The sequence below is a fragment of the Candidatus Midichloria mitochondrii IricVA genome, from assembly GCF_000219355.1.
Classification (GTDB): domain Bacteria; phylum Pseudomonadota; class Alphaproteobacteria; order Rickettsiales; family Midichloriaceae; genus Midichloria; species Midichloria mitochondrii.
In genome coordinates, this window is the sequence record NC_015722.1 from 682,953 (window position 1) to 701,831 (window position 18,879).

Genomic DNA, 18,879 nt, shown 5'->3' on the forward strand with positions numbered 1-18,879 from the left:
CTGATATGGTTTTAAAGAAGCTGTGTAACCGTTAGGTTCTTCTCAATTTCACGATAAATAAGGAAAGTGGTTTCCCTAGTAGAAATATTTTGTTTGATTGATGATTTTTGCAAGCGACAACTCACGTACCAAAGATCCTTAAGAAACTCGCAGAGACAAAGGGAACGAGAGTCTGGGATGATGCTTTCCGAAGTTATAACGATCCTCGTTTTGTTTCATTTGAGGGCATTACCGGATTCAAAGATTTTTACCTAAACTGTTTTCAAATCTCTCCCAGAGAGGAATTGCCGAAGCTTATCAGCTACAATCGCTTTGTTGAGCTGATGCGAGACGCGGTCATTCCGTTGGTCATTCTGCTGAATTGCTGTAAAGGGAAACAAACAGGTACGTTGACTCAACAAAAAGCTGGAAGGTTTTGTCATAACTTACGTATTAGCCGTAATAAGGTCCTTAAAGGCGTCGCTCAGCGTGGGAAAACGTCGACCCGGATGGTTCTTTGGCCTCAATGATCAAGGAGAGATTATGTCATTCACACTGACTTCGGGTAATACAGATGATCGAGCCGTTGTCGAGAAACTGACTCAATATTTGACAGGCCTTCTATTCGGAGATCGGTGGTATATAAGCAAAAACACTGAGCAATCAAGGTATTGAGCTCATCACACGGCTTAAATGAAAAACAAAACCCGGCTTGCGGCTTTTAAACAACTGCTTCTTGCAGGGCGTGGATTGATTGAAACAGCCATCGGACAATTGAAAGAGATTTGCCAAATCCAGCGCCACGGCATCGCTCGCCAAACAATTTCTTGGCAGACCTCTTTCTCAGGGCTCTTGGCTTATGTCTTCAAACCCAATATATCTCATGGAAAAATAGGCTCACGGGCATACTCCTTACGTCAAACTTGAGAGGTTATTTTAATATATCCTTTAGATTTCAATAGGATAGGCAAGGCTTTAAGAAAAGAGGCTATAAGACGATTTTAAAATTTAGTTTAGGAGATATAGCATTGTCTGCTCGTAATAGTTTGACTTAAATTATTAAATTGTGAATTCTATTTATCACCTCCTCTTTACCTAAAATTGCCATAGTTTCGTATATAGCAGGCCCCTTGAAACTGCCCATGACCGAAGCTCTCATGATTTGCATCATCTTACTCCCACTTAAACCACTTTTTGTGGCAACTCCGTCTAATACTCCTTTTATTTCGATAGCTTCCCAGTTGCTTAATGCTTCTAATGCCCCTTTAATCTCTACTAGATGTGCCCTGTTCAAGCCATTTATTATTTCTTGGGATTTATTATCTATAGGTTTTTGCTTTTTAGAATAAAGATCAGCTAACTCTTGAAGTTCAATTAAAGTGCTAGCTCTAATTTTTAAATCGCCTATAGCTTTTTCAACTCTTTTTTGCACAACTTTACCGTCAAATTTTAATAACTTTAGCAAATCTGCATCGCTCTTTTTGCTGATATAATAGGCATTTAAAAAGTTTAGTTTCTCATAATCAAACCGTGCCGGAGCTCTATTTAATCCTTCTAACGTAAATAACTTAGCGGCTTCTTCTTTAGTTATAATTTCTAAATCACCGCTGCTCCAACCAAGACGTAAAAGGTAGTTACAAATTGCTTCGGGCAGATATCCTGCTTGCTTATAAGCATCGATTCCTAAGGCGCCATGTCGTTTAGAAAGCTTAGCTCCGTCTGATCCATGAACTAAAGGGACATGAGCATATATCGGCACAGGCCATGAAAGCGCCTTAATGATTTGTTGTTGTCTAAATGTGTTGGTAAAATGGTCGTCACCTCTGATAACATGCGTAATGTTCATATCATAATCGTCCACTACAACTGCCAACATGTAAGTTGGAGTCCCGTCAGATCTTAGTAGTATCATATCATCTAGCTCGTTGTTAGAGATAGTAACAGAGCCTCTAATTTGATCTTCAACGGTTGTTTGAGAATGTTTATCTACTTTTAATCTAATAGTCGGTTTAACTCCTAAAGATGCTGACCTTTCGCCATCTCGCCAAGGACTTTCTATTTTAATATAAGGATCTTTTTCTCTTATCTTTTGAATTTCTTCAGTTGATAAATAACACCTATATGCAAAACCGGTGTCTAAAAGTTGTTCAGCAACTTCAGTATGGCGCTTACTTCTCGAAAATTGCATTACAACTCCGCCATCCCACTCTATTCCAAGCCATCTGAGACCTTCGATAATTGCATCAACTGCTTCTTGGGTTGATCTTTCTCTGTCGGTATCTTCTATTCTAAGCAAAAATTTACCATTGGTTGTCTTACTAAAAAGCCAATTAAATAAAGCGGTTCTTGCTCCGCCTATATGCAAGAAGCCCGTTGGACTTGGGGCAAACCTTGTTATTACTGACATTTTTTATTCTTTAAATTATTTAGGGTAATAAATTTTTTATAGTTTGGCACATATCGCGGGTATTTAACCCAGCTTCTTCATACATCTGTTGTACTGTATTTTGTTCTATAAAATAATCTGGTAAGCACAAAAGTCTAAATTTTAATTTGCCATCTAATAAACCATCGTTCAACAAAAATTGGGCAACACTTGAGCCAAATCCGCCAATAGCTCCTTCTTCTACGGTTAATAGTATATCATGAGAAGAAGCTAAATCTCTAATTAACTCTGTATCTATAGGTTTAGCAAATCTTGCATCAGCAATTGTTATATCAAATCCATCCTTTTTTAGCATTTCAGATGTTTTAATGCATTCCTGAAGCCTAGTCCCCAGAGATAAAATGGCTATTCTTTCTCCTTTCTGTATCACCCTGCCTTTACCAATTTCTAAGGGTTCTAGTTCATAATTAAATTCAATAGAGTTAGTTTTAGCTTTTGGATATCTTACCGCTGAAGGGCAGTGATTTATTTGATAAGCAGTGAAAACCATTTTTGCAAGCTCAGCCTCATCGCTCGGTGCCATACATATAAAATTTGGTAAGTTACATAAATAAGCTAAATCAAAAGATCCAGCATGAGTTGGGCCGTCAGCGCCAACAAGCCCGGCTCGATCTAGCATAAAACGTACGGGTAGGGACTGAATTGCAACATCGTGAATAATTTGATCATATGCACGCTGCAAAAATGTTGAGTATATGGCAACGAACGGCTTAGTTCCAGCAGCTGCAAGCCCTGCGGCAAATGTTACCGCATGCTGTTCCGCAATACCCACATCATAAACCTGATCTGGTAATTCTTTAATCATTAAATCTAGCCCAGTACCCGAAGGCATAGCAGCAGTAATTGCAACGACCTCTTTATTCTTTTTGGCTATCTTGGTTAGAGTGCTAGCAAAAACTTTACTATAACTGAGGTAAGATTTTTCTGGCTTTTTTTGAATTTTGGTTTGCAAGTCAAACGGCAGAACTGCATGATAACTCTCCAAAGATTTTTCTGGAGAATCAAAACCTCTACCTTTCTCAGTCCTTATATGCAACAAAATTGGCTTATTAACCTGATCATTATCTCGAATATTTCTTAGAACTGGGATTAACTGGTCGAGGCTATGACCACCAACTGGTCCTATATAATGAAAGCCAATCTCTTCAAAGAAGTTGCTGCCTGTTGCTAGACGCTTTGTACATTTTTGTACATTTTTTACTACTTTTTCAAAGAAGGGAGTGTAATGTAGTGCATTTTTTGCAATGTTTCTAGCTTTGTAGTACTGCCTTGATGACAAAAGCTTTGCTAAATATGAACTCATTGCCCCAACCGCTGGAGCAATTGACATTTTATTATCATTTAGAATAACTAGCATTTTAGTATTAAGCATTGAGGCATTATTAAGAGCCTCAAAAGCCATACCTGCGCTCATTGCTCCATCTCCTATAACTGCTATAACGTGATTATTCTGCTTCTTTATATCGCGAGCAGCAGCAAACCCTAAAGCTGCAGAAATTGATGTCGAACTGTGTCCCGCGCCAAAGGGATCATATATACTTTCATTACGCTTAGTAAAACCAGCGATACCACCAGGTTGCCTTATAGTGGACATTAGGTCTTTTCTGCCGGTTAGAATCTTATGGGGGTATGCTTGGTGTCCTACATCCCAAATCAGTATGTCTTCTGGAGTATCGAAGATGTGATGGAGAGCGACTGTTAACTCAACAACACCAAGGCTAGCACCTAAATGTCCTCCTTTTTCTGAAGCAATTTTAATAATCATTTCCCTGATCTCATCAGACAGGACCTTCAAGTCCTCAATCTTAAGCCCTTTTAAATCAAAAGGCAAAGAAACCCTACCTAACAAACTCATCAAAAAAACAACGCCATTACGGACACCCCTGTAGCATATTCATTTTAATCAGTAAAGATTGTTGGATTAATCAAAATTATATTATAGCCTTCGTCGCCTTCATAACCGAGAAGAAGTACTTCTGCTTTATACTCAGGATAACTCTCTGTTGGAATATACCCTTCTTCACTAGAGTATTTGCTAGGTTCGCGACCGAAATAATGCGAATCTTGATTACTTTCATAATGAGTGGCGGTTGCTGTATCAAGAGGGCTTTCATTGCCACAATTACAGCCAGTTAGCCTTTGGACATGGGCATTATAATCAGTAAAGTGAACCGCTTTCTTAGCTTGCCGTACAAAAGAATCAGGATCTTGCCGGGCGCAACTTACAAATAGATTATGAATATAATCACGGACACAAGCTAATAAGAGTTTAACGTTTGTATCATTACCTTCTAGTGTAGGCTTTTCTAGAAGTCCTGTAACTTGCTTATGGAACTCCGTATTATTCGCACAATTATTCTTCCCGCTTAAATTGGCCTGACGTTGTGCATACCACGCATGAGGTAACACACTTGACAGCGGTCTGTGTAAATTTACTAAATAATTTGTAATCATAGGTCTCTACCTTATAGAATGATTTTGGTGGCTATTCAAGCATTATCTGATCAATTTTAACTGAAGTCAATAAATAATAATCACAAACGTTGGCAATGCCTGGTAATTATAGACGGCAACAAGATGGTATGATATCTTCATAGTATAATAGGTGGAGTAGAAATGGACAATCAAGTGTAAATATTGTGGCTCTCGAGCAGGTGAAGAATGGCGTGGTATAGGGACAGCAGAGGTATAGATGCAAGAATTGCAAAAAGAATTACCGAGAAGGTAATAAGCGACAGAAATACACTATGAATGATAGACTTAAAACCTAATCTTGAGGACTGCGGGATTAGGACGATAAGAGAGACTGACTGGAATCCATAACAGCCAAATATCTTCATGGATCGAAGGACGGGGGGACGCTATGTGCAAGAAAAGTTAGATAAGAGCTGCAACAGCACAAAGTCACTTAAGGATATCGAGGTCCTAGAGATTGAGGAGCTGTGCACATATATAAAAAAAGACCAAAGAATGGAAGTGGGAGTACACCTTTATATGGATTACTGTTGATAGAGGAGCGGGTGAAATTATTGATTTTGAAGGTAGGTGACGGGAGCAAGGCAACCCACCTGAACCTGTCATTTAGGCTTTGAGGAACGTTATAAATTGAGCATGTACAGATGATTACAGCGTTTACGAATACTATAAAATCTCCACGCACCATCACAAAACAAAGGCTGAGACATCATTGTGGTAGAATCAAAGAATTCTTTAAGAGGCATTATCTAGCTAGTTTTAATCGAAGAACGAAGCGCTATAGCAAACCCCTGAGGATGCTTTGCGCTACTCTTACCCTCTTCTTCCATAGGCATTTGTTGGATTTGAAACTTCTATCTACTAAATATTAGGCAATGCCGAATCTAGTAAAAGCGTCTAGAAATAGTTTTGAATTGTACTAAAATCGCATAACCAACTCCAGGGATGGCTTAAAGATCAACCAGGTCAGCGGAAATTGCTCCAATCAGGGAGCCAAATTTATTCAGCAGAGTTTTGCTAGAGCTTTAGTATCTCTTCTAGCTATCGCATTGAATAGGGGCGTTTCTGGTATTTCATAATCCGGTAAAGTTCTATTAGGAGGGTTTGAAGAATCTCTTCTTTAATCTACCTCTATGGCCAGTCAATATTGAAAGACTCTGCTCCTTATCCATTGTCAAAAGATATTATAAAGGCAGATTACTATGTTTCTTCCAAGGAGTATGGAAACTCTTAGTTTCAAGTACTGCAAATGCCTGACAAATCTTCCATCTGGTATTATAAGGTCTTATGATATCATCGATATAGCCTCTTGAAGCGGCTGCAAATGGCGAAGCAAATTTATTTTCATATTCTGAGATTAAAACTTCTTTTTGCTTGTCAGACACCTTGGAATTTTTATAAAGTACTGAGGCAGCGCCTTTAGACCCCATAACTGCGATTTCAGTAGCTGGCCAAGCGAAATTTATATCACCAGATAAGTGCTTTGAGCTCATTACTATATAAGCACCTCCATATGCCTTACGTACTATAATACTAACTTTTGGAACGGTAGCTTCTGCATAAGCATAGAGTAACTTTGCACCATGCGTTATGATACCGTTATGCTCTTGAGAAGTGCCTGGCAAAAATCCTGGGACGTCTATTAGCGTTAGTAATGGAATATTAAAAGCATCGCAGAACCTCACAAAACGAGCAGCTTTTATTGAAGCATTTATATCGAGACAACCTGCTAATTGTGTTGGTTGATTAGCAACTATACCTACGGTTCTGCCCTCAAAACGAGCGAAGCCAACCAATATATTTTTTGCAAAATTGGGCTTAATTTCGAAGAAATCACCTTCATCGACGATTTTTTCGATTAGCTGCTTCATGTCATAAGGCCTGGTAGAGTTTTCTGGCACTAGGGTTTCTAATGACATTTCAACTCTATCGGCCGGGTCAAGAGTGTGTCTAGTTGCTGCTGGTGCTCTATTTGAAGAGGGGAAAAAGTCTACCAATTTGCGAATATTTTGTAAACATTCAACGTCATTTGCAAAAGAACCGTCGCATACACCACTTCTGCTACTATGAATTGTAGCTCCACCAAGTTTTTCATGAGTGATTTCTTCGAGAGTTACAGTATAAACAACATCAGGGCCGGTGACGTACATATAAGACGTATTTTGTACCATAAAAGTAAAATCAGTTAAAGCTGGAGAATAAACAGCCCCACCAGCGCAAGGGCCCATTATAACTGAAATTTGCGGAATAACTCCTGAGGCATTAACATTCCTTTGGAAAATTTCTCCATAGCCAGAAAGAGAGTCAACGCCTTCTTGAATTCTAGCCCCGCCTGAGTCATTTATACCAATTATTGGTGCTCCTAATTTAAGAGCCATATCTTGGATCTTTTGTATTTTTTTGGCATGTGCTTCACCAAGAGAGCCCCCCATCACAGTAAAATCCTGACTATACACGCAAACCAAACGGCCATTAATAGTACCGTAGCCGGTTACTACGCCGTCACCTGGTATAATATTATCCTGCATACCAAAGTTAGTGCATCGGTGCTCAGCAAATGCATCAATTTCATTAAAAGAATCTGGATCTAATAGAACATCTAGTCTTTCGCGAGCAGTTAATTTACCTTGGTCATGTTGCTTATCTATGCGTTGCTGCCCACCACCTATTCTGCTGGCCTTTTTAAGGCTTTCTAATTTTGCATTTATTTTTAATAACATATTTTATTTTACAAAACTGGATTTGGTAGTTGTTTTTAGCTGAAAAACTTTATAATGACAATAATTATCTGCTCTGCCCTTAAATTATCGGCCTTTGATATTAGCATATTAAAGGACAAATCATTAATTTCAGTAAATTATTATTAACTCATTGGGATGACTTATTGCATTAAGCTGCGTTGCATGTTAAGACGTTGACTCGTTACAACTGTAACTTGTTGTAATTTGTAAATATATAATAATTTAACGGAATGATAGCTATGGAATCCTTACAAAATCAGTTATTAAAAATTGGCTTAGATAAAATCAGAGAAGAAATTTATAACAAAGACCTGTTAAATACCGATTTAAATCAATGGTTGTACTATGCCGTAGTTACAAACTATAAAGAAATGGTAGAATTTTTAATAAACCAAGGAGCTAATATTAATCACATAGAGGAGCAAGATTCTATGCTGCATTATGCTATTAGAAAGGGTTTTTTTGATCTGGCAGAATTCTTTATAGAGAGAGGGGCAAATGTCAATATAAAGGGTTTTAATGGAGATTTACCAATTCATTATGGAATTCACTCGGGAAATAATGCTTTTACCATGTTCTTAGTTCGAAATGGTGCCAGAATTAATATTGGAGATGATTTTGGGGTAACTCCCCTACATTATGCATGCTTGTATGGAGATTCTACAATCATTAAATTTCTCATTCAAAACGGAGCCAATGTGAACGCAAAAGATAACTATAATAAATCGGTATTTTTTTATGCAATTAGCAGCAATAATTTTGAGGCAATTGAAATTTTAATAGACAATAATGCGGATATCAATGCTCATAATAATGAAGGAAAAACTCCTTTCCATTATGCCTGTATATATAGTAACATCGAGATGATGCAGTTTCTTATAGATAGAGGGGCTTATATAAACATTATAGATGAGAAAAATTCAACACCACTACACTATGTTTGTTACAACAGAAATGTAAAAAAGATTAAGTTTTTAATAGAAAATAATGCCAATACAAATATTAAAAATTATGCAGGCTATTTACCGCTTGATTATTGCCCTGACCTTGTTTTTGAGTAGTGTAGGGAAGGGATACAGCTAAAGCAATATAAAAAGGAAGGAGATGTATTTGCAAAGAGATGACTATGGAGGCTTTGAAGAGGCGTCAGCTGACAAAGAGCTACCAATTTTCCTTGAAGTAGGGAGAAGTGGACTTCTAAAATTTAGTATTCTTTTTTATTCAGCTTTAGCTATAAATAAAGAGCTTCAGGTAGAGTGAGGCTTTTTGTTTGCTAAAACAGCTTTTTATTAACTGAAGTAGTTTTGACAATTTCATTGACTTTTTTATTGCATTGGCTATAGGAAGCACGCAGAAGTGGGGCCATAGCGCAGTTGGTAGCGCGCTTGAATGGCATTCAAGCGGTCGGGGGTTCGATCCCCCCTGGCTCCACCAGGTTAAGTCAAGCTTTTCTCCAATGTAGTATTACTGTTCAAAAATTTATATGCTCCCTATATTCTCCTTTGAGATTGAGTTATGGGCACTATGATTGCTATAAAAATTTCTTCCATAAAGATGTTTAGGAGGAAATGTTATGCACAATATATTCTCCTCTTTTGCCACTTCCAGTAGAATAAACATTAATAATGAAGATAATAACTCCACTATTTTCTATAATTTTGTTGGTAATTTTATCCCTACTGAATGGAGCAATCTTTCATCTCATAATGGTAAGATATTAAGTAAAACCGCAAGACAACTGCTATCTCTTATAGTATTCTGCATGCAAATCTATTACAACAATAGTATTGATGAACTCCGAGAAAAACTCTATCAGTTCTTTGAAGAGTCTCTAGGTTGTCTGTCAAGAACGTGTAAGACAAGTGCTTACTTGAGCTAAAAAGGAGTGGCGTTATTGAAGTTTACAAAGCAACGGATAGTTAAATATGGCATTAAATGCCGTAATACTCCTTGTATTAAGCTAGCTAGAAATTTCCAACCTGCTTCTAGCAAAATACCACACGAAAATGAAGAAAATTTTTCTTTAGCTCCAAAAAAGTTTTGGGTAAAGCCCAAAGAAATTTTGGGTCAACCCCATAGAATTTAAGAAGCATAAAAGCTGGTTCAAAAGGAAGAAATTAGCAGATTTTCATCCACTAAGCCAAGAAGATGCTGATTTATTACGAACAAAATCTAATCGTGAATTTAACCTGGACTTCATCAACAAATTGCTTTTAAAGCTTGCAGGAGAATATTCTAATCATCATTTTGGCCACACAAGAAGGTGCTATCGGCTAAGGCTCTTGCTCATGGAGCTTGCGAGAAACTAATACAGCCAATAACGCTACGCTTCAGTTCAACTCTGGCGATGTAAACAAACCTAAAGAGCGACACTTAGATAAGATAGAAAGCAGCACTGACACTAGCAAACAAGCTGAGCTAAAACGTAAACTCGTCGGCGCTTTTGATTCTGATACTGCTCATGAATTGCCAAGCCCTTGCTGCCTTTTTGGAGTAGTTGATAATCAACATCAAACAAAACTGCCGAAGAGGGTATTACGCTTTCAGGAGCGAGTCAAGATAGAATACTATAGCAATTACAAATGATCTATGGAAGAGGTGTTGAGCAGTTGGAAATCATAGCATTTGCTGAGCTTGAAGCTAATCAGCATAATACTGTAGATGAAAAACAAAATTACACACTGCAGCTCACTAAACAACCACATCCTGAGTCAGTATGGTACCAGGTGAGGAAAATTCTCATTGAACGTTATAACAAATATATCGATTTTAGTGTATTAAGTGAATTAGTAGTGGTAGAGGAAGATACAGCAAATAAGAAAATATTCCTTAAATCAACATCAGCTTTCAATGATTATTATGTCAGGAATCGTTATATGCAAGATCTAGAAGAAGCTTTTGAGACTCAAGGTTTTACTTTTGAATTGATTAGATTTTAAAACAACCAAAGCTTTGATATAGGGGACAATAAAGCATAAGAGACTGAGCCGTATCAGTTGAATGCTTCAATCTCTCTTTAGTATGGTAACAGAAAAGTGTTGCCACTCTTTTGTCCCCTGAAAACCGTGCATGACAGTTTCCCATCATACGGCTCAAAGCCTCTTTAAATTTCATTTTATTGAAACCGCTTTTACCATTTGAACCTTGATTATGAACCTGTTTATGACAATTAATATGTAGCAGCCGGGTACATTGCCCTGATAGCTTCAAACAAAGAATTACTCCAATGCTTGATCAAGAGAGTAGACTACTATCGGTAGGACAACAGGTTAATCAAAGCTTGTAGCCGTTAAACAATCATATATACGACCTCATGTCACACGTAATTGGTTATTATTACCTCGTTAGACATTTTATTATGTTCAGGCATAGAATATTTAACTTTAATGCTATTAATATTAAAATTATTGTATAAGTTTCTAATAAAAGGAGTATTGCTATTAGAAATCATTATTTTAACACCTTCACTATTTAATTCTGTAGCAAAATCCCTAAGCCTAGTTTGCTCATTTTCATCAAAAGGTAATCTGGTATAGAATTTCTCACCTGCTTTATGATAAGGTGGATCAAAATACACAAAATCATCTTGTCGTGGTTCAATGAAAGAAAAGTCCATAGCGTAAATGGATGTACCAGCTAGAAGTCTACTGCATTGTTTTAGTCTAGATGCAATATCGGACTCACTATAATTCCTGCCAGAAAAAGTTTGAGCTGGGTTTCCATTGGTATTAACCCGGTAAATGCCTTTAAATGAATATCTATTAAGGTAGATAAATCTTGCAGCAATTTTTGCTGGATCATTACTATCCTTGTTACTTCTAACTTGGTAATAATGCTCTTTAGAACGTCGTTCTTTACTGGAGTCCAGTAATTCACTAAACACCTCTTCATCAGGATCCCTCTTTATAGTGTTGTAGCTGGTCACCAGCTCTAAATTAATATCAGATAGGAAGCAATGTTTAAAACTTATCTCTAACTTCAAAGAATAAAGCCCCACCACCAAGGAAGGGTTCGTAATAGTTTTTACTGACATAATCATTATTTATCTTTTTATTTCTACTAAAAATTATATCAAAAAGTAGGCTTAGATGCCAGCACAATGCTATATTCAAAGGTATTTGTGATGATTTTCCATACGATAATATTTAACTAGTAATGTTGATATCATAGGATTGTTGAAAGTGAAAGATTCAAGACGAATGTCAGGATATTAGTATTGCAACAGTCCTATTATAAATAGTGAAGTAGATTTACTTAGGCTTTCAAGGGATGATTTATGATTGCTAGGTCTAATGATGTAGAACAGTTCATTATCAGTTGTCGTTATAGCAAAAGGTTAATTGATAAGCTTTTGTCAAAAAATAGGGAAGCTAACATTAAGGGTTGATTATAATAAAATCAGAAAAGCTATTTCATATAGCTCATAAGTATCACAGCAGTCAAAAAAGAGAGAACAGGAGAAATATATTGCTCACACCCCCACTAGAAGTGGCTTGTATTGCGGCTGATTATTTGTTTAGAACCGATATAATGATTGTAACCATACTGCATGATTGCATAGAAGATACCGAGCTTACCAAAGAAATCATTGCTAAAGAGTTTGGTAATAAAATTGCAGGTTATGTTGCTGATTTAACTAGAATCAAGCATGATAGGAAAATCAGCTCAGCAGAAATGGTAAAATTATGTGATCGATTGCATAATATGCGAACAATAGCGGCTAAATCGACAGATAAGATCCAGAAAACTACTTTAGAAACCCTGCCCTGGATACTTTTTTATTCATTGCTGCTTGTCTAGGTATGCGAAATCTTTATAATCAACCCTATGAGCGGTGTGCAGATATAATGACGAGCTACTGAGTATTTTGACATTCAGTATAATTTGGGTAGCCTGAGTATTTCATTTATGGTGCACTAGTAATAAGCAAGCTAAAATTATTGATTCTGGTCATTAAATTTTTGATCAAAAATCTCTTTTCCGACTTGAGTCCATTGATCTTGAACGGCTGGATGCTGAATTAGCTCGTTCTACAGAGTTACCAAAGCTCCAAGTAAACTATTGGTAGGTAAACACGAAGTCAAGTTTTGCTTTCACAACTTAATCCTCCCATTTTGATTAAATGACGAGTACGAGCTTTTCTCTCTCTAATTTTCATTTTAGCCTCTTCCATAACTACTTCAGCCTTTTTCTGTTCTAATTTTAATCTTTGTTTTATGACGTTATCCGTATATATAGCTTTTACAATTGATTGCTTGGCCTAATCATCATGAATGCTGAATAAATTATGGGAGTCAAATCATTAACTGATAATTATAAAAATCATTGTCAAATCATTTTTTACATCTTGTTATAATAGCCCGTGCTATACGTCCACCTGATTCAACAGCAGCTTCCATTGTACCTATACATAGCTAATCGCCAGCAAGCATCACTTTTACCCCAGAAAACTAGCCGCGCAGTAATCTGTAGAGCTAATACCCTATTTATAGACTGCCTTTTTTTCCAATCTTTCTCAAAGGTTGTACTTTAAATACTATCCACTTTAGCGCTTAAGCGAGAAGTGGGGACTGTATTTAAAGTTTTAGCTTTTTAACTTCTTCAAGCAATGCCAGCAAGAGTCGTCGTATTATAGGATACAACACTTTTGAGAAGTAGCAAGGGGTGCATCTTAAAAAAGGCTATAGTAAATTAACTAGCATTTGATGAGTCACCGCTTAGTATTCGCTTCTATAGGCTGCATCACATTGAATTTACCGCCCTAGTGTATTCTTTTTAACAGAATTTACAGGGCATTGCCTAATATTTGATAGATAGAAGTTTCAAATCCAGCAGATGCCTATGGAAGAAGAGGGTAAGAGTAGCGCAAAGCATCCTCAGGAATTTGCTATAGCGCTTCGTTCTTCGATTAAAACTAGCTAGATAATGCCTTAATTAAAGAATTCTTTGATTCTACCACAATGATGTCCCAGCCTTTGTTTCGTGATGGTGCGTGGAGATTTTATAGTATTCATAAACGCTGTAATCATCTGTACATGCTCATTTATAACGTTCCTCAAAGCCTAAATGACAGGTTCAGGTAGTTGCCTTACTCCCGTCACCTACTTCAAAATCAATAATTTCACCCGCTCCTCTATCAACTGCAATCCATATAAAGGTGTACTCCCCCCTTCCATTCTTTAGTCTTTTTTTATATATGTGCACAGCTCGTCAATCTCTAGGACCTCGATATCCTTAAGTGACTTCGTGCTGTTGCAGCTCTTATCTAACTTTTCTTGCACATAGCGCCCCCCGTCCTTCGATCCATGAAGATATTTGGCTGTTATGGATTCCAGTCAGCCTCTCTTATCGTCCTAATCCCGCAGTCCTCAAGATTAGGTTTGTCTATCATTCATAGTGTATTTCTGTCGCTTATTACCTTCTCGGTAATTCTTTTTGCAATTCTTGCATCTATACCTCTGCTGTCCCTATACCACGCCACTCTTCACTTGCTCGCTAGAGCCGCAATATTTACACTTAATTGTCATTTCTACTCCCGTTTTACTACGAAGACATCAACACCCTCTTATTGCTGTCTATAATTACCAGGCATTGCCCTCATCCAGGCCATTGTAATCCTCTTACTTTTAATTAATATATCTAATATGGCATATAATCTTTATAGCGAAGTTTTATCACGAGTTGCAACCAAAGAAAATATCGTACGTCTTGCTAACTTTTTATATAAAAATTTAAAAAGCAAGATTCTAATAAAGTACATATAAATTTGCGCTCCCCAGCACCAACTACTGACTTTGAACAAACTGCGTTGGACGGCTGGATAAGTGGAACGGTCGAAGATTTTTCTATAGATTTCAAAAATAGTGGTTACCCCAACCTGCTCCATAACTTCAGCTATTTTTACCAACCCCTAACAAACATGCTCTTTTTGCCCCGCTTGTCAAATAACGCAGCCTATGCCAAAACTCTTTAAGAAGCCTGATGATAGCCTTAATGCCTCGATAGCAAAAGAGATATCCAAGGCTCCCACCTCAATTTATAATCCATTTGCTAAAAAAATATTTTGTTATAATGAGGGTATAAATATTCAATCTAATGCTAACTATCATGATAAAAAGGGAAATATTCCAGATCTCTCTTATTCTACTGAACAAAACGACCATTTCACAATTTCAATTAACTTGTAGCGTAGGGATCAATACGTTATGCATTTCGATTAACACTAAAAACATTTGTAACCAATATGTTACACGTTTGAGCATTGCCTAATATTTGACAGGCCTTCTATTCGGAGACCGGTGGTATATAAGCAAAAACACTTAGCAATCAAGGTATTGAGCTCATCACATAGCTTAAGAAAAACATGAAAAACAAAACCAGCTTGCGGCTTTTAAACAACTGCTTCTTGCAGGGCGTGGATTGATTGAAACAGCCATCGGAGAATTGAAAGAGATTTGCCAAATCCAGCACACCACGGCATCGCTCGCCAAACAATTTCTTGGCAGACTTCTTCTCGGGGCTCTTGGCTTATGTCTTCAAACCCAATATATCTCATGGAAAAATAGGATCGCTGGGCCTCTACTCCTTACGTCGAACTGAGGTTGTATTAGTAGCAAGCTGCGCCGGCATTATAAAGGCTAGGATCCCATGAGGATGTGGTGGTACTATTGCCGCTTCAACTGAATTGGGCCTCCTTACTGTATTATATATATAAACACATGGGGCTTCTGCGCTCTCGCTGCTTCAGCTCTTTCTTTAAGCGAATCAGCTTGTGGCCGCCTCAGTAGCATTGCTTGTGCACCTCCGCCACTAAGGTTTGGATCATGCGGTAAATCACCAAGTCATTTGAAGGCTGGTTATTCTTAACCTGCTTCATATATCCAGCCACATCAACCATTTCTCCGTTGCAAACTTGTTGTTCTGTCTTATGTATATGCCTTTTATAAATCAATCCTGCTGCGAGACCGGTCACTAATGCCCCACCCACTACCCCTTCGATTGCTGCTATTTTATAGCGGTTGAAGAGCTATCACCACTACTTGCTGCTACTTCTCCTTCGGGGTTGTAGGATTGGTAGTAGAAGTAGTGGTAGTGGAGCTGGTTGTTGTGCTCGTAGTTGGTTCGGCTGTTAAAGTTGTGGTTGACGTAGCGGTTGTTGGCGTTGTGGTAGTTAGAGGGGCGAGAGATTTAGTAGTGTAACTTTTTTGGGTTTTGGTGTGTGGGGGGAACTGCATGGCCATTAGCTGGTGATGCGCCCACCACCACTATATCAAGGCATACCATCCCCATTAAAATCTCCCATAACCGCATCTCCGCCGTAACTGTGGGTTGAGTGATAAATATCATAATTGTGTTGCGCGCCAATACGATAACATGCCGCCATATCGGAGGCGGCATCACCGTTACCTAACAATATAGCAACTCTATCCCTACTACCCCCCCCCAACAACCCGAGAAAAAGTTACACCTATATCTTGCTTACTATCTTGGTTAAAGTCAGATACTCTTATGCTTACAGGCCTATACGATAACGTATAAATTACCGATGCTGCCAAAAACCACATTTTCCATAATCAAAACCCCTTCAATAAAAGTATATCCTCTGTACATAACCAAAACGGCATAAAAAGAGTATATTTTCCTTACGTTCTAAAGCCTCTCAAGCAAAAAGGAGTAATTGGCGCGCTTTTTCATGGTCGTCAATTACTGTACACACTCTACAAATATTTACATCAACGCTTTATTCATGCTCAGTATACATACCTAGTTATTAATTTTTAAAAGTTAACTTGAAAAATAACCCCCTATTAGCCAAGTTTCACCTCGTCTTTGAAATTTCGGGCCATTTTTTACTATAAAGTAATCCAACATTCTATATAAATACAGAGTATATTGATTCCTTACCTTCAACTTGCTGTAGGCCTTACTAAGCCCCAAACAACAATTTTTAAAAATAATTTTTTTTAGCCTTGCATTATTTAACTGCCACACTATATAATACACCATGAAGGTAATCCATTAGAGGTTTGTATGTCCGCAAATAATTTAATAGCTTTAAACAGTGAGGTTGGCTTGACCAAGTATTTAAGGCAAATTAAAGCCATCCCCATGCTTTCGGAAGAGGAGGAATATTCTCTTTCTAGAAAATGGGTTGATGAAGCTGATATTGAAGCAGCCCAAAAGCTTGTTCTGTCACATATGAAATTAGTTGTGAAGGTAGCTCAAAAATTTAAGGGTTATGGCTTGCCAATGATGGACTTGATTTCTGAGGGCAATATAGGACTGATGAGGGCTGTCAAAAAATTTAATCCGGAAATGGGGTACCGTCTTGCTACTTATGCTATTTGGTGGATAAAAGCTACAATTCAGGATTACATCTTAAAATCTTGGTCGATGGTAAAGATTGGAACTTCAGCCATACAAAAAAAATTATTCTTTAATTTGAAGAAAGTTAAACAAAACTTGCTCAAATCCGAGCTCCATGAATCAGCTGATATCAACACCTTGGCAGCAGAAAAGTTAGGCGTCTCTAAATCAAGAGTTGAGGATATGAGCCGCAGCATGTCCGGAGAAATGATTTCTCTACATGAAAGCATTGGCGACGATGATGACAATAGTTCTGAACTTTTAGACTTTATTGCTTCCAGCGAAAACGCTGAAGAAACAGTGATAGAGCTGCACGATAAAAATATCATGTTAGAAAAGTTAGCAGCTTCAGTTGATAAGCTCTCCGAAAGAGAAAGAGAAATTATCAAAGCGAGAAGATTAAGCGATGAGCCGGAAACTTTAGAAAATTTAAGTGCTGTATACGGCGTTTCCAGAGAAAGAATCAGGCAAATTGAAGAAAGAGCCATGGATAAACTCAAAGGCTATCTTGGAGCTTACGCCCTTAACTGACCGAAACTTGGATCTGTTTAAAGCCTATTGAGCCATCTCTAACTGCTGGCTTTCAGATAGTCATTTGAAATAATCAGACTTAATAGAAGTGATAATGTTGCCCCAATTCTTAGGCCCAGGGCCGTGTATAGAAGTGGCCTTTTGCTCGGACCATTTATGCTCCACTTCCTCTGTTTTTTTCAAAAATTGAGAAGATAAAGTAGAAATTTGCGAATCTGTAATAGATATAATGTTAAACTTGCAAACGCTATTCACCCAAGTGGTGGTATTAGAAAAGTAAGTAAGCGCCTGCTCAAGTTTATAACCGCCAGTGCTACTTAGGCCTGATATTTCTTTTGAAAGACACAAAATTTGAAAATATCTAGCGAAAAGCTCGGACGGCTTTTGGTCTTCAGGATATAACTTTAACTCAGTAAAAAAAATCTGTTCTACAACTTGCTTTAAACCGATCGATGTGGGAGCCTCTCCTAAATCATCCGAGATTAAACCCATAAATTCTTGTAAGTTTATCATAACTTCCTTTTCAATCACATGCGCCATTTCATGAATTATCACATCGTAGCTTAATTTTTTAATAGTAATTTGATATTTATTCCTACTTCTAATTCGGTTGAATAATTGATTTATTGAGTTGCCATAAATTGTTTTGCAGTTACCTGCATCCAAATCAAAAAACCTTTGGTCACATAATTTAAAAGATAAAAGTTTTTCAGAGATTTCTGTAGCCGTTAAATCTAGTATTAGTTGAAAAATTTGGTATTGGTATAGATGCTTAACCATCAACAAAAACTGTTCAAGCATTTCAGGAGCTGGATTACTACACGCAATCTCAAATAGCTTTAAGGGATTTTTTTCTTCAGATATTGGGACAGGCATATGTTACTTAATCAATATTTTTTCAACGCGATTATTACTTAAGATAGAAGGGGGTAATTGCTGCAAGTTGAATGCAAAATTACAATTCGTTGAAATAACCATTTTTACGTTCATGTTAGCATTCGCTTTCATAATTGCAAGTTTCCTCAATTGCGACGCCAACAATTGCCGATATATGCCTTTGATCGAAATCAAAACTCGTTATTTTAGCTGTAAAAGCATATTGTAGAGGAGCAGAGACTATATTATATAAATGCTCTATATATTGAGTCTTGTTTAGTTTATAAACCCTTTCTGCTTTTACGGTAGAACTATCATCACTATCTAATAATATGCTATTCTTTTGAAAAATTGCGTTATCATCAGCATAATAATCTATGAAATTACTAATTAGTTTTTTCCGCCTTAAGTTCATTGCCGAGGAAAGTTGAGAGAGTAAATTGCTAACTCCATTTTTTAAGTTCT

Annotated in this window: 21 protein-coding genes, 1 tRNA gene and 2 pseudogenes; 14 read left to right on the forward strand and 10 right to left on the reverse strand. The window is 37.3% G+C overall.

Annotated elements, in window-relative coordinates; all coding sequences use genetic code 11:
• The first annotated feature begins 107 nt into the window (after positions 1 to 107).
• Genes MIDI_RS07960 through MIDI_RS08640 form a run of 3 tightly spaced genes read left to right on the forward strand, consistent with a single transcriptional unit; the run spans position 108 to position 906 of the window.
• Positions 108 to 509 carry a hypothetical protein gene (locus tag MIDI_RS07960; protein ID WP_041185446.1) on the forward strand — a complete coding sequence of 134 codons (402 nt, stop codon included), beginning with the start codon at positions 108 to 110 and terminating at the stop codon, positions 507 to 509.
• Positions 469 to 654, forward strand: a complete 186-nt coding sequence (locus MIDI_RS07100; RefSeq protein WP_041185411.1) for a transposase — start codon at positions 469 to 471, stop codon at positions 652 to 654. Before MIDI_RS07960 ends, MIDI_RS07100 begins: the two co-directional genes overlap by 41 nt.
• 18 nt (positions 655 to 672) lie before the next feature.
• Entirely contained in the window at positions 673 to 906 is a 234-nt protein-coding gene (locus MIDI_RS08640) for a transposase (protein WP_013951216.1), read from the forward strand.
• Positions 907 to 1,030: 124 nt separating this feature from the next.
• Here MIDI_RS08640 and gltX read toward each other — a convergent pair whose 3' ends face one another.
• The 3 genes from gltX to MIDI_RS03580 are packed head-to-tail and all read right to left on the reverse strand — an operon-like array spanning position 1,031 to position 4,879.
• Positions 1,031 to 2,386, reverse strand: coding sequence for a glutamate--tRNA ligase (gene gltX / locus MIDI_RS03570; RefSeq protein ID WP_013951217.1), 1,356 nt, complete (start codon positions 2,384 to 2,386; stop codon positions 1,031 to 1,033).
• A 19-nt stretch (positions 2,387 to 2,405) separates the two neighbouring features.
• The gene (gene dxs / locus MIDI_RS03575; RefSeq protein WP_013951218.1) at positions 2,406 to 4,280 is read right to left on the reverse strand and encodes a 1-deoxy-D-xylulose-5-phosphate synthase; all 1,875 of its coding nucleotides are present in this window, start codon (positions 4,278 to 4,280) and stop codon (positions 2,406 to 2,408) included.
• Between the two features lie 44 nt (positions 4,281 to 4,324).
• The gene (locus MIDI_RS03580; RefSeq protein ID WP_013951219.1) at positions 4,325 to 4,879 is read right to left on the reverse strand and encodes a hypothetical protein; all 555 of its coding nucleotides are present in this window, start codon (positions 4,877 to 4,879) and stop codon (positions 4,325 to 4,327) included.
• A 411-nt stretch (positions 4,880 to 5,290) separates the two neighbouring features.
• Here MIDI_RS03580 and MIDI_RS08645 point away from each other — a divergent pair, with 411 nt between their 5' ends.
• Positions 5,291 to 5,434 (forward strand): hypothetical protein, encoded by a 144-nt coding sequence (locus tag MIDI_RS08645; RefSeq protein ID WP_160162227.1) that lies wholly within the window; start codon positions 5,291 to 5,293, stop codon positions 5,432 to 5,434.
• 650 nt (positions 5,435 to 6,084) lie between these two features.
• On the opposite strand, the gene MIDI_RS03585 is transcribed toward MIDI_RS08645, so the two are convergent.
• Entirely contained in the window at positions 6,085 to 7,620 is a 1,536-nt protein-coding gene (locus MIDI_RS03585) for an acyl-CoA carboxylase subunit beta (RefSeq protein ID WP_013951220.1), read from the reverse strand.
• Between the two features lie 251 nt (positions 7,621 to 7,871).
• Between MIDI_RS03585 and MIDI_RS03590 the strand changes: the two genes are divergently transcribed.
• From MIDI_RS03590 to MIDI_RS09340, 5 genes are all read left to right on the forward strand, one after another.
• The gene (locus MIDI_RS03590; protein WP_013951221.1) at positions 7,872 to 8,702 is read left to right on the forward strand and encodes an ankyrin repeat domain-containing protein; all 831 of its coding nucleotides are present in this window, start codon (positions 7,872 to 7,874) and stop codon (positions 8,700 to 8,702) included.
• 49 nt (positions 8,703 to 8,751) lie between these two features.
• Positions 8,752 to 8,901 (forward strand): hypothetical protein, encoded by a 150-nt coding sequence (locus MIDI_RS08650; protein ID WP_160162251.1) that lies wholly within the window; start codon positions 8,752 to 8,754, stop codon positions 8,899 to 8,901.
• Positions 8,902 to 8,999: 98 nt separating this feature from the next.
• Positions 9,000 to 9,075 (forward strand) — tRNA-Ala (locus MIDI_RS03595).
• A gap of 861 nt (positions 9,076 to 9,936) precedes the next feature.
• On the forward strand, positions 9,937 to 10,227 hold the full coding sequence (locus MIDI_RS09335) for a hypothetical protein (protein ID WP_237697329.1): 291 nt from the start codon (positions 9,937 to 9,939) through the stop codon (positions 10,225 to 10,227).
• Positions 10,228 to 10,250: 23 nt separating this feature from the next.
• Entirely contained in the window at positions 10,251 to 10,580 is a 330-nt protein-coding gene (locus MIDI_RS09340) for a hypothetical protein (RefSeq protein WP_237697330.1), read from the forward strand.
• 377 nt (positions 10,581 to 10,957) lie between these two features.
• On the opposite strand, the pseudogene MIDI_RS03610 reads toward MIDI_RS09340, so the two are convergent.
• A pseudogene (locus MIDI_RS03610) lies at positions 10,958 to 11,663 on the reverse strand (DNA adenine methylase); the annotation flags it as partial.
• A gap of 361 nt (positions 11,664 to 12,024) precedes the next feature.
• Here MIDI_RS03610 and MIDI_RS03615 point away from each other — a divergent pair.
• Entirely contained in the window at positions 12,025 to 12,441 is a 417-nt protein-coding gene (locus MIDI_RS03615; protein WP_052567693.1) for an HD domain-containing protein, read from the forward strand.
• Positions 12,442 to 12,578: 137 nt separating this feature from the next.
• On the opposite strand, the pseudogene MIDI_RS09345 reads toward MIDI_RS03615, so the two are convergent.
• Together MIDI_RS09345 and MIDI_RS09780 are read right to left on the reverse strand one after the other, a co-directional pair.
• Positions 12,579 to 12,814, reverse strand: a pseudogene (locus tag MIDI_RS09345) (conjugal transfer protein TraD).
• A 902-nt stretch (positions 12,815 to 13,716) separates the two neighbouring features.
• Entirely contained in the window at positions 13,717 to 13,845 is a 129-nt protein-coding gene (locus MIDI_RS09780; RefSeq protein WP_272940938.1) for a hypothetical protein, read from the reverse strand.
• Between the two features lie 752 nt (positions 13,846 to 14,597).
• Here MIDI_RS09780 and MIDI_RS03630 point away from each other — a divergent pair.
• The 3 genes from MIDI_RS03630 to MIDI_RS09785 all read left to right on the forward strand — a co-directional run bounded on the left by MIDI_RS03630 (position 14,598) and on the right by MIDI_RS09785 (position 15,840).
• Positions 14,598 to 14,828 carry a hypothetical protein gene (locus MIDI_RS03630; protein ID WP_013951227.1) on the forward strand — a complete coding sequence of 77 codons (231 nt, stop codon included), beginning with the start codon at positions 14,598 to 14,600 and terminating at the stop codon, positions 14,826 to 14,828.
• 232 nt (positions 14,829 to 15,060) lie between these two features.
• Positions 15,061 to 15,240: a hypothetical protein gene (locus tag MIDI_RS08905; protein WP_192805738.1), complete on the forward strand. Its 180-nt coding sequence runs from the start codon at positions 15,061 to 15,063 to the stop codon at positions 15,238 to 15,240.
• Between the two features lie 471 nt (positions 15,241 to 15,711).
• Positions 15,712 to 15,840 carry a hypothetical protein gene (locus MIDI_RS09785; RefSeq protein ID WP_272940939.1) on the forward strand — a complete coding sequence of 43 codons (129 nt, stop codon included), beginning with the start codon at positions 15,712 to 15,714 and terminating at the stop codon, positions 15,838 to 15,840.
• A 70-nt stretch (positions 15,841 to 15,910) separates the two neighbouring features.
• On the opposite strand, the gene MIDI_RS08655 is transcribed toward MIDI_RS09785, so the two are convergent.
• The gene (locus MIDI_RS08655) at positions 15,911 to 16,054 is read right to left on the reverse strand and encodes a hypothetical protein (protein WP_160162252.1); all 144 of its coding nucleotides are present in this window, start codon (positions 16,052 to 16,054) and stop codon (positions 15,911 to 15,913) included.
• Positions 16,055 to 16,671: 617 nt separating this feature from the next.
• On the opposite strand from MIDI_RS08655, the gene rpoH reads away from it, so the two are divergent.
• A complete protein-coding gene (gene rpoH / locus MIDI_RS03645; protein WP_013951229.1) occupies positions 16,672 to 17,538 on the forward strand; it encodes an RNA polymerase sigma factor RpoH in 867 nt (288 codons plus the stop codon).
• A 60-nt stretch (positions 17,539 to 17,598) separates the two neighbouring features.
• Here rpoH and MIDI_RS03650 read toward each other — a convergent pair whose 3' ends face one another.
• Positions 17,599 to 18,414: a WD_0702 family putative metalloprotease gene (locus tag MIDI_RS03650; RefSeq protein ID WP_013951230.1), complete on the reverse strand. Its 816-nt coding sequence runs from the start codon at positions 18,412 to 18,414 to the stop codon at positions 17,599 to 17,601.
• Positions 18,415 to 18,529: 115 nt separating this feature from the next.
• Positions 18,530 to 18,829: a hypothetical protein gene (locus MIDI_RS03655; protein ID WP_013951231.1), complete on the reverse strand. Its 300-nt coding sequence runs from the start codon at positions 18,827 to 18,829 to the stop codon at positions 18,530 to 18,532.
• Positions 18,830 to 18,879: the final 50 nt, after the last annotated feature.

Excerpts from the sequence above, each read along its gene's own strand:
- MIDI_RS08640 (WP_013951216.1), top strand. The coding sequence starts at position 673 with ATGAAAAACAAAACCCGGCTTGCGGCTTTTAAACAACTGCTTCTTGCA.
- gltX (WP_013951217.1), bottom strand. The coding sequence starts at position 2,386 with ATGTCAGTAATAACAAGGTTTGCCCCAAGTCCAACGGGCTTCTTGCAT.
- dxs (WP_013951218.1), bottom strand. The coding sequence starts at position 4,280 with ATGAGTTTGTTAGGTAGGGTTTCTTTGCCTTTTGATTTAAAAGGGCTT.
- MIDI_RS03580 (WP_013951219.1), bottom strand. The coding sequence starts at position 4,879 with ATGATTACAAATTATTTAGTAAATTTACACAGACCGCTGTCAAGTGTG.
- MIDI_RS03585 (WP_013951220.1), bottom strand. The coding sequence starts at position 7,620 with ATGTTATTAAAAATAAATGCAAAATTAGAAAGCCTTAAAAAGGCCAGC.
- MIDI_RS03590 (WP_013951221.1), top strand. The coding sequence starts at position 7,872 with ATGATAGCTATGGAATCCTTACAAAATCAGTTATTAAAAATTGGCTTA.
- MIDI_RS03630 (WP_013951227.1), top strand. The coding sequence starts at position 14,598 with ATGCCAAAACTCTTTAAGAAGCCTGATGATAGCCTTAATGCCTCGATA.
- rpoH (WP_013951229.1), top strand. The coding sequence starts at position 16,672 with ATGTCCGCAAATAATTTAATAGCTTTAAACAGTGAGGTTGGCTTGACC.
- MIDI_RS03650 (WP_013951230.1), bottom strand. The coding sequence starts at position 18,414 with ATGCCTGTCCCAATATCTGAAGAAAAAAATCCCTTAAAGCTATTTGAG.
- MIDI_RS03655 (WP_013951231.1), bottom strand. The coding sequence starts at position 18,829 with ATGAACTTAAGGCGGAAAAAACTAATTAGTAATTTCATAGATTATTAT.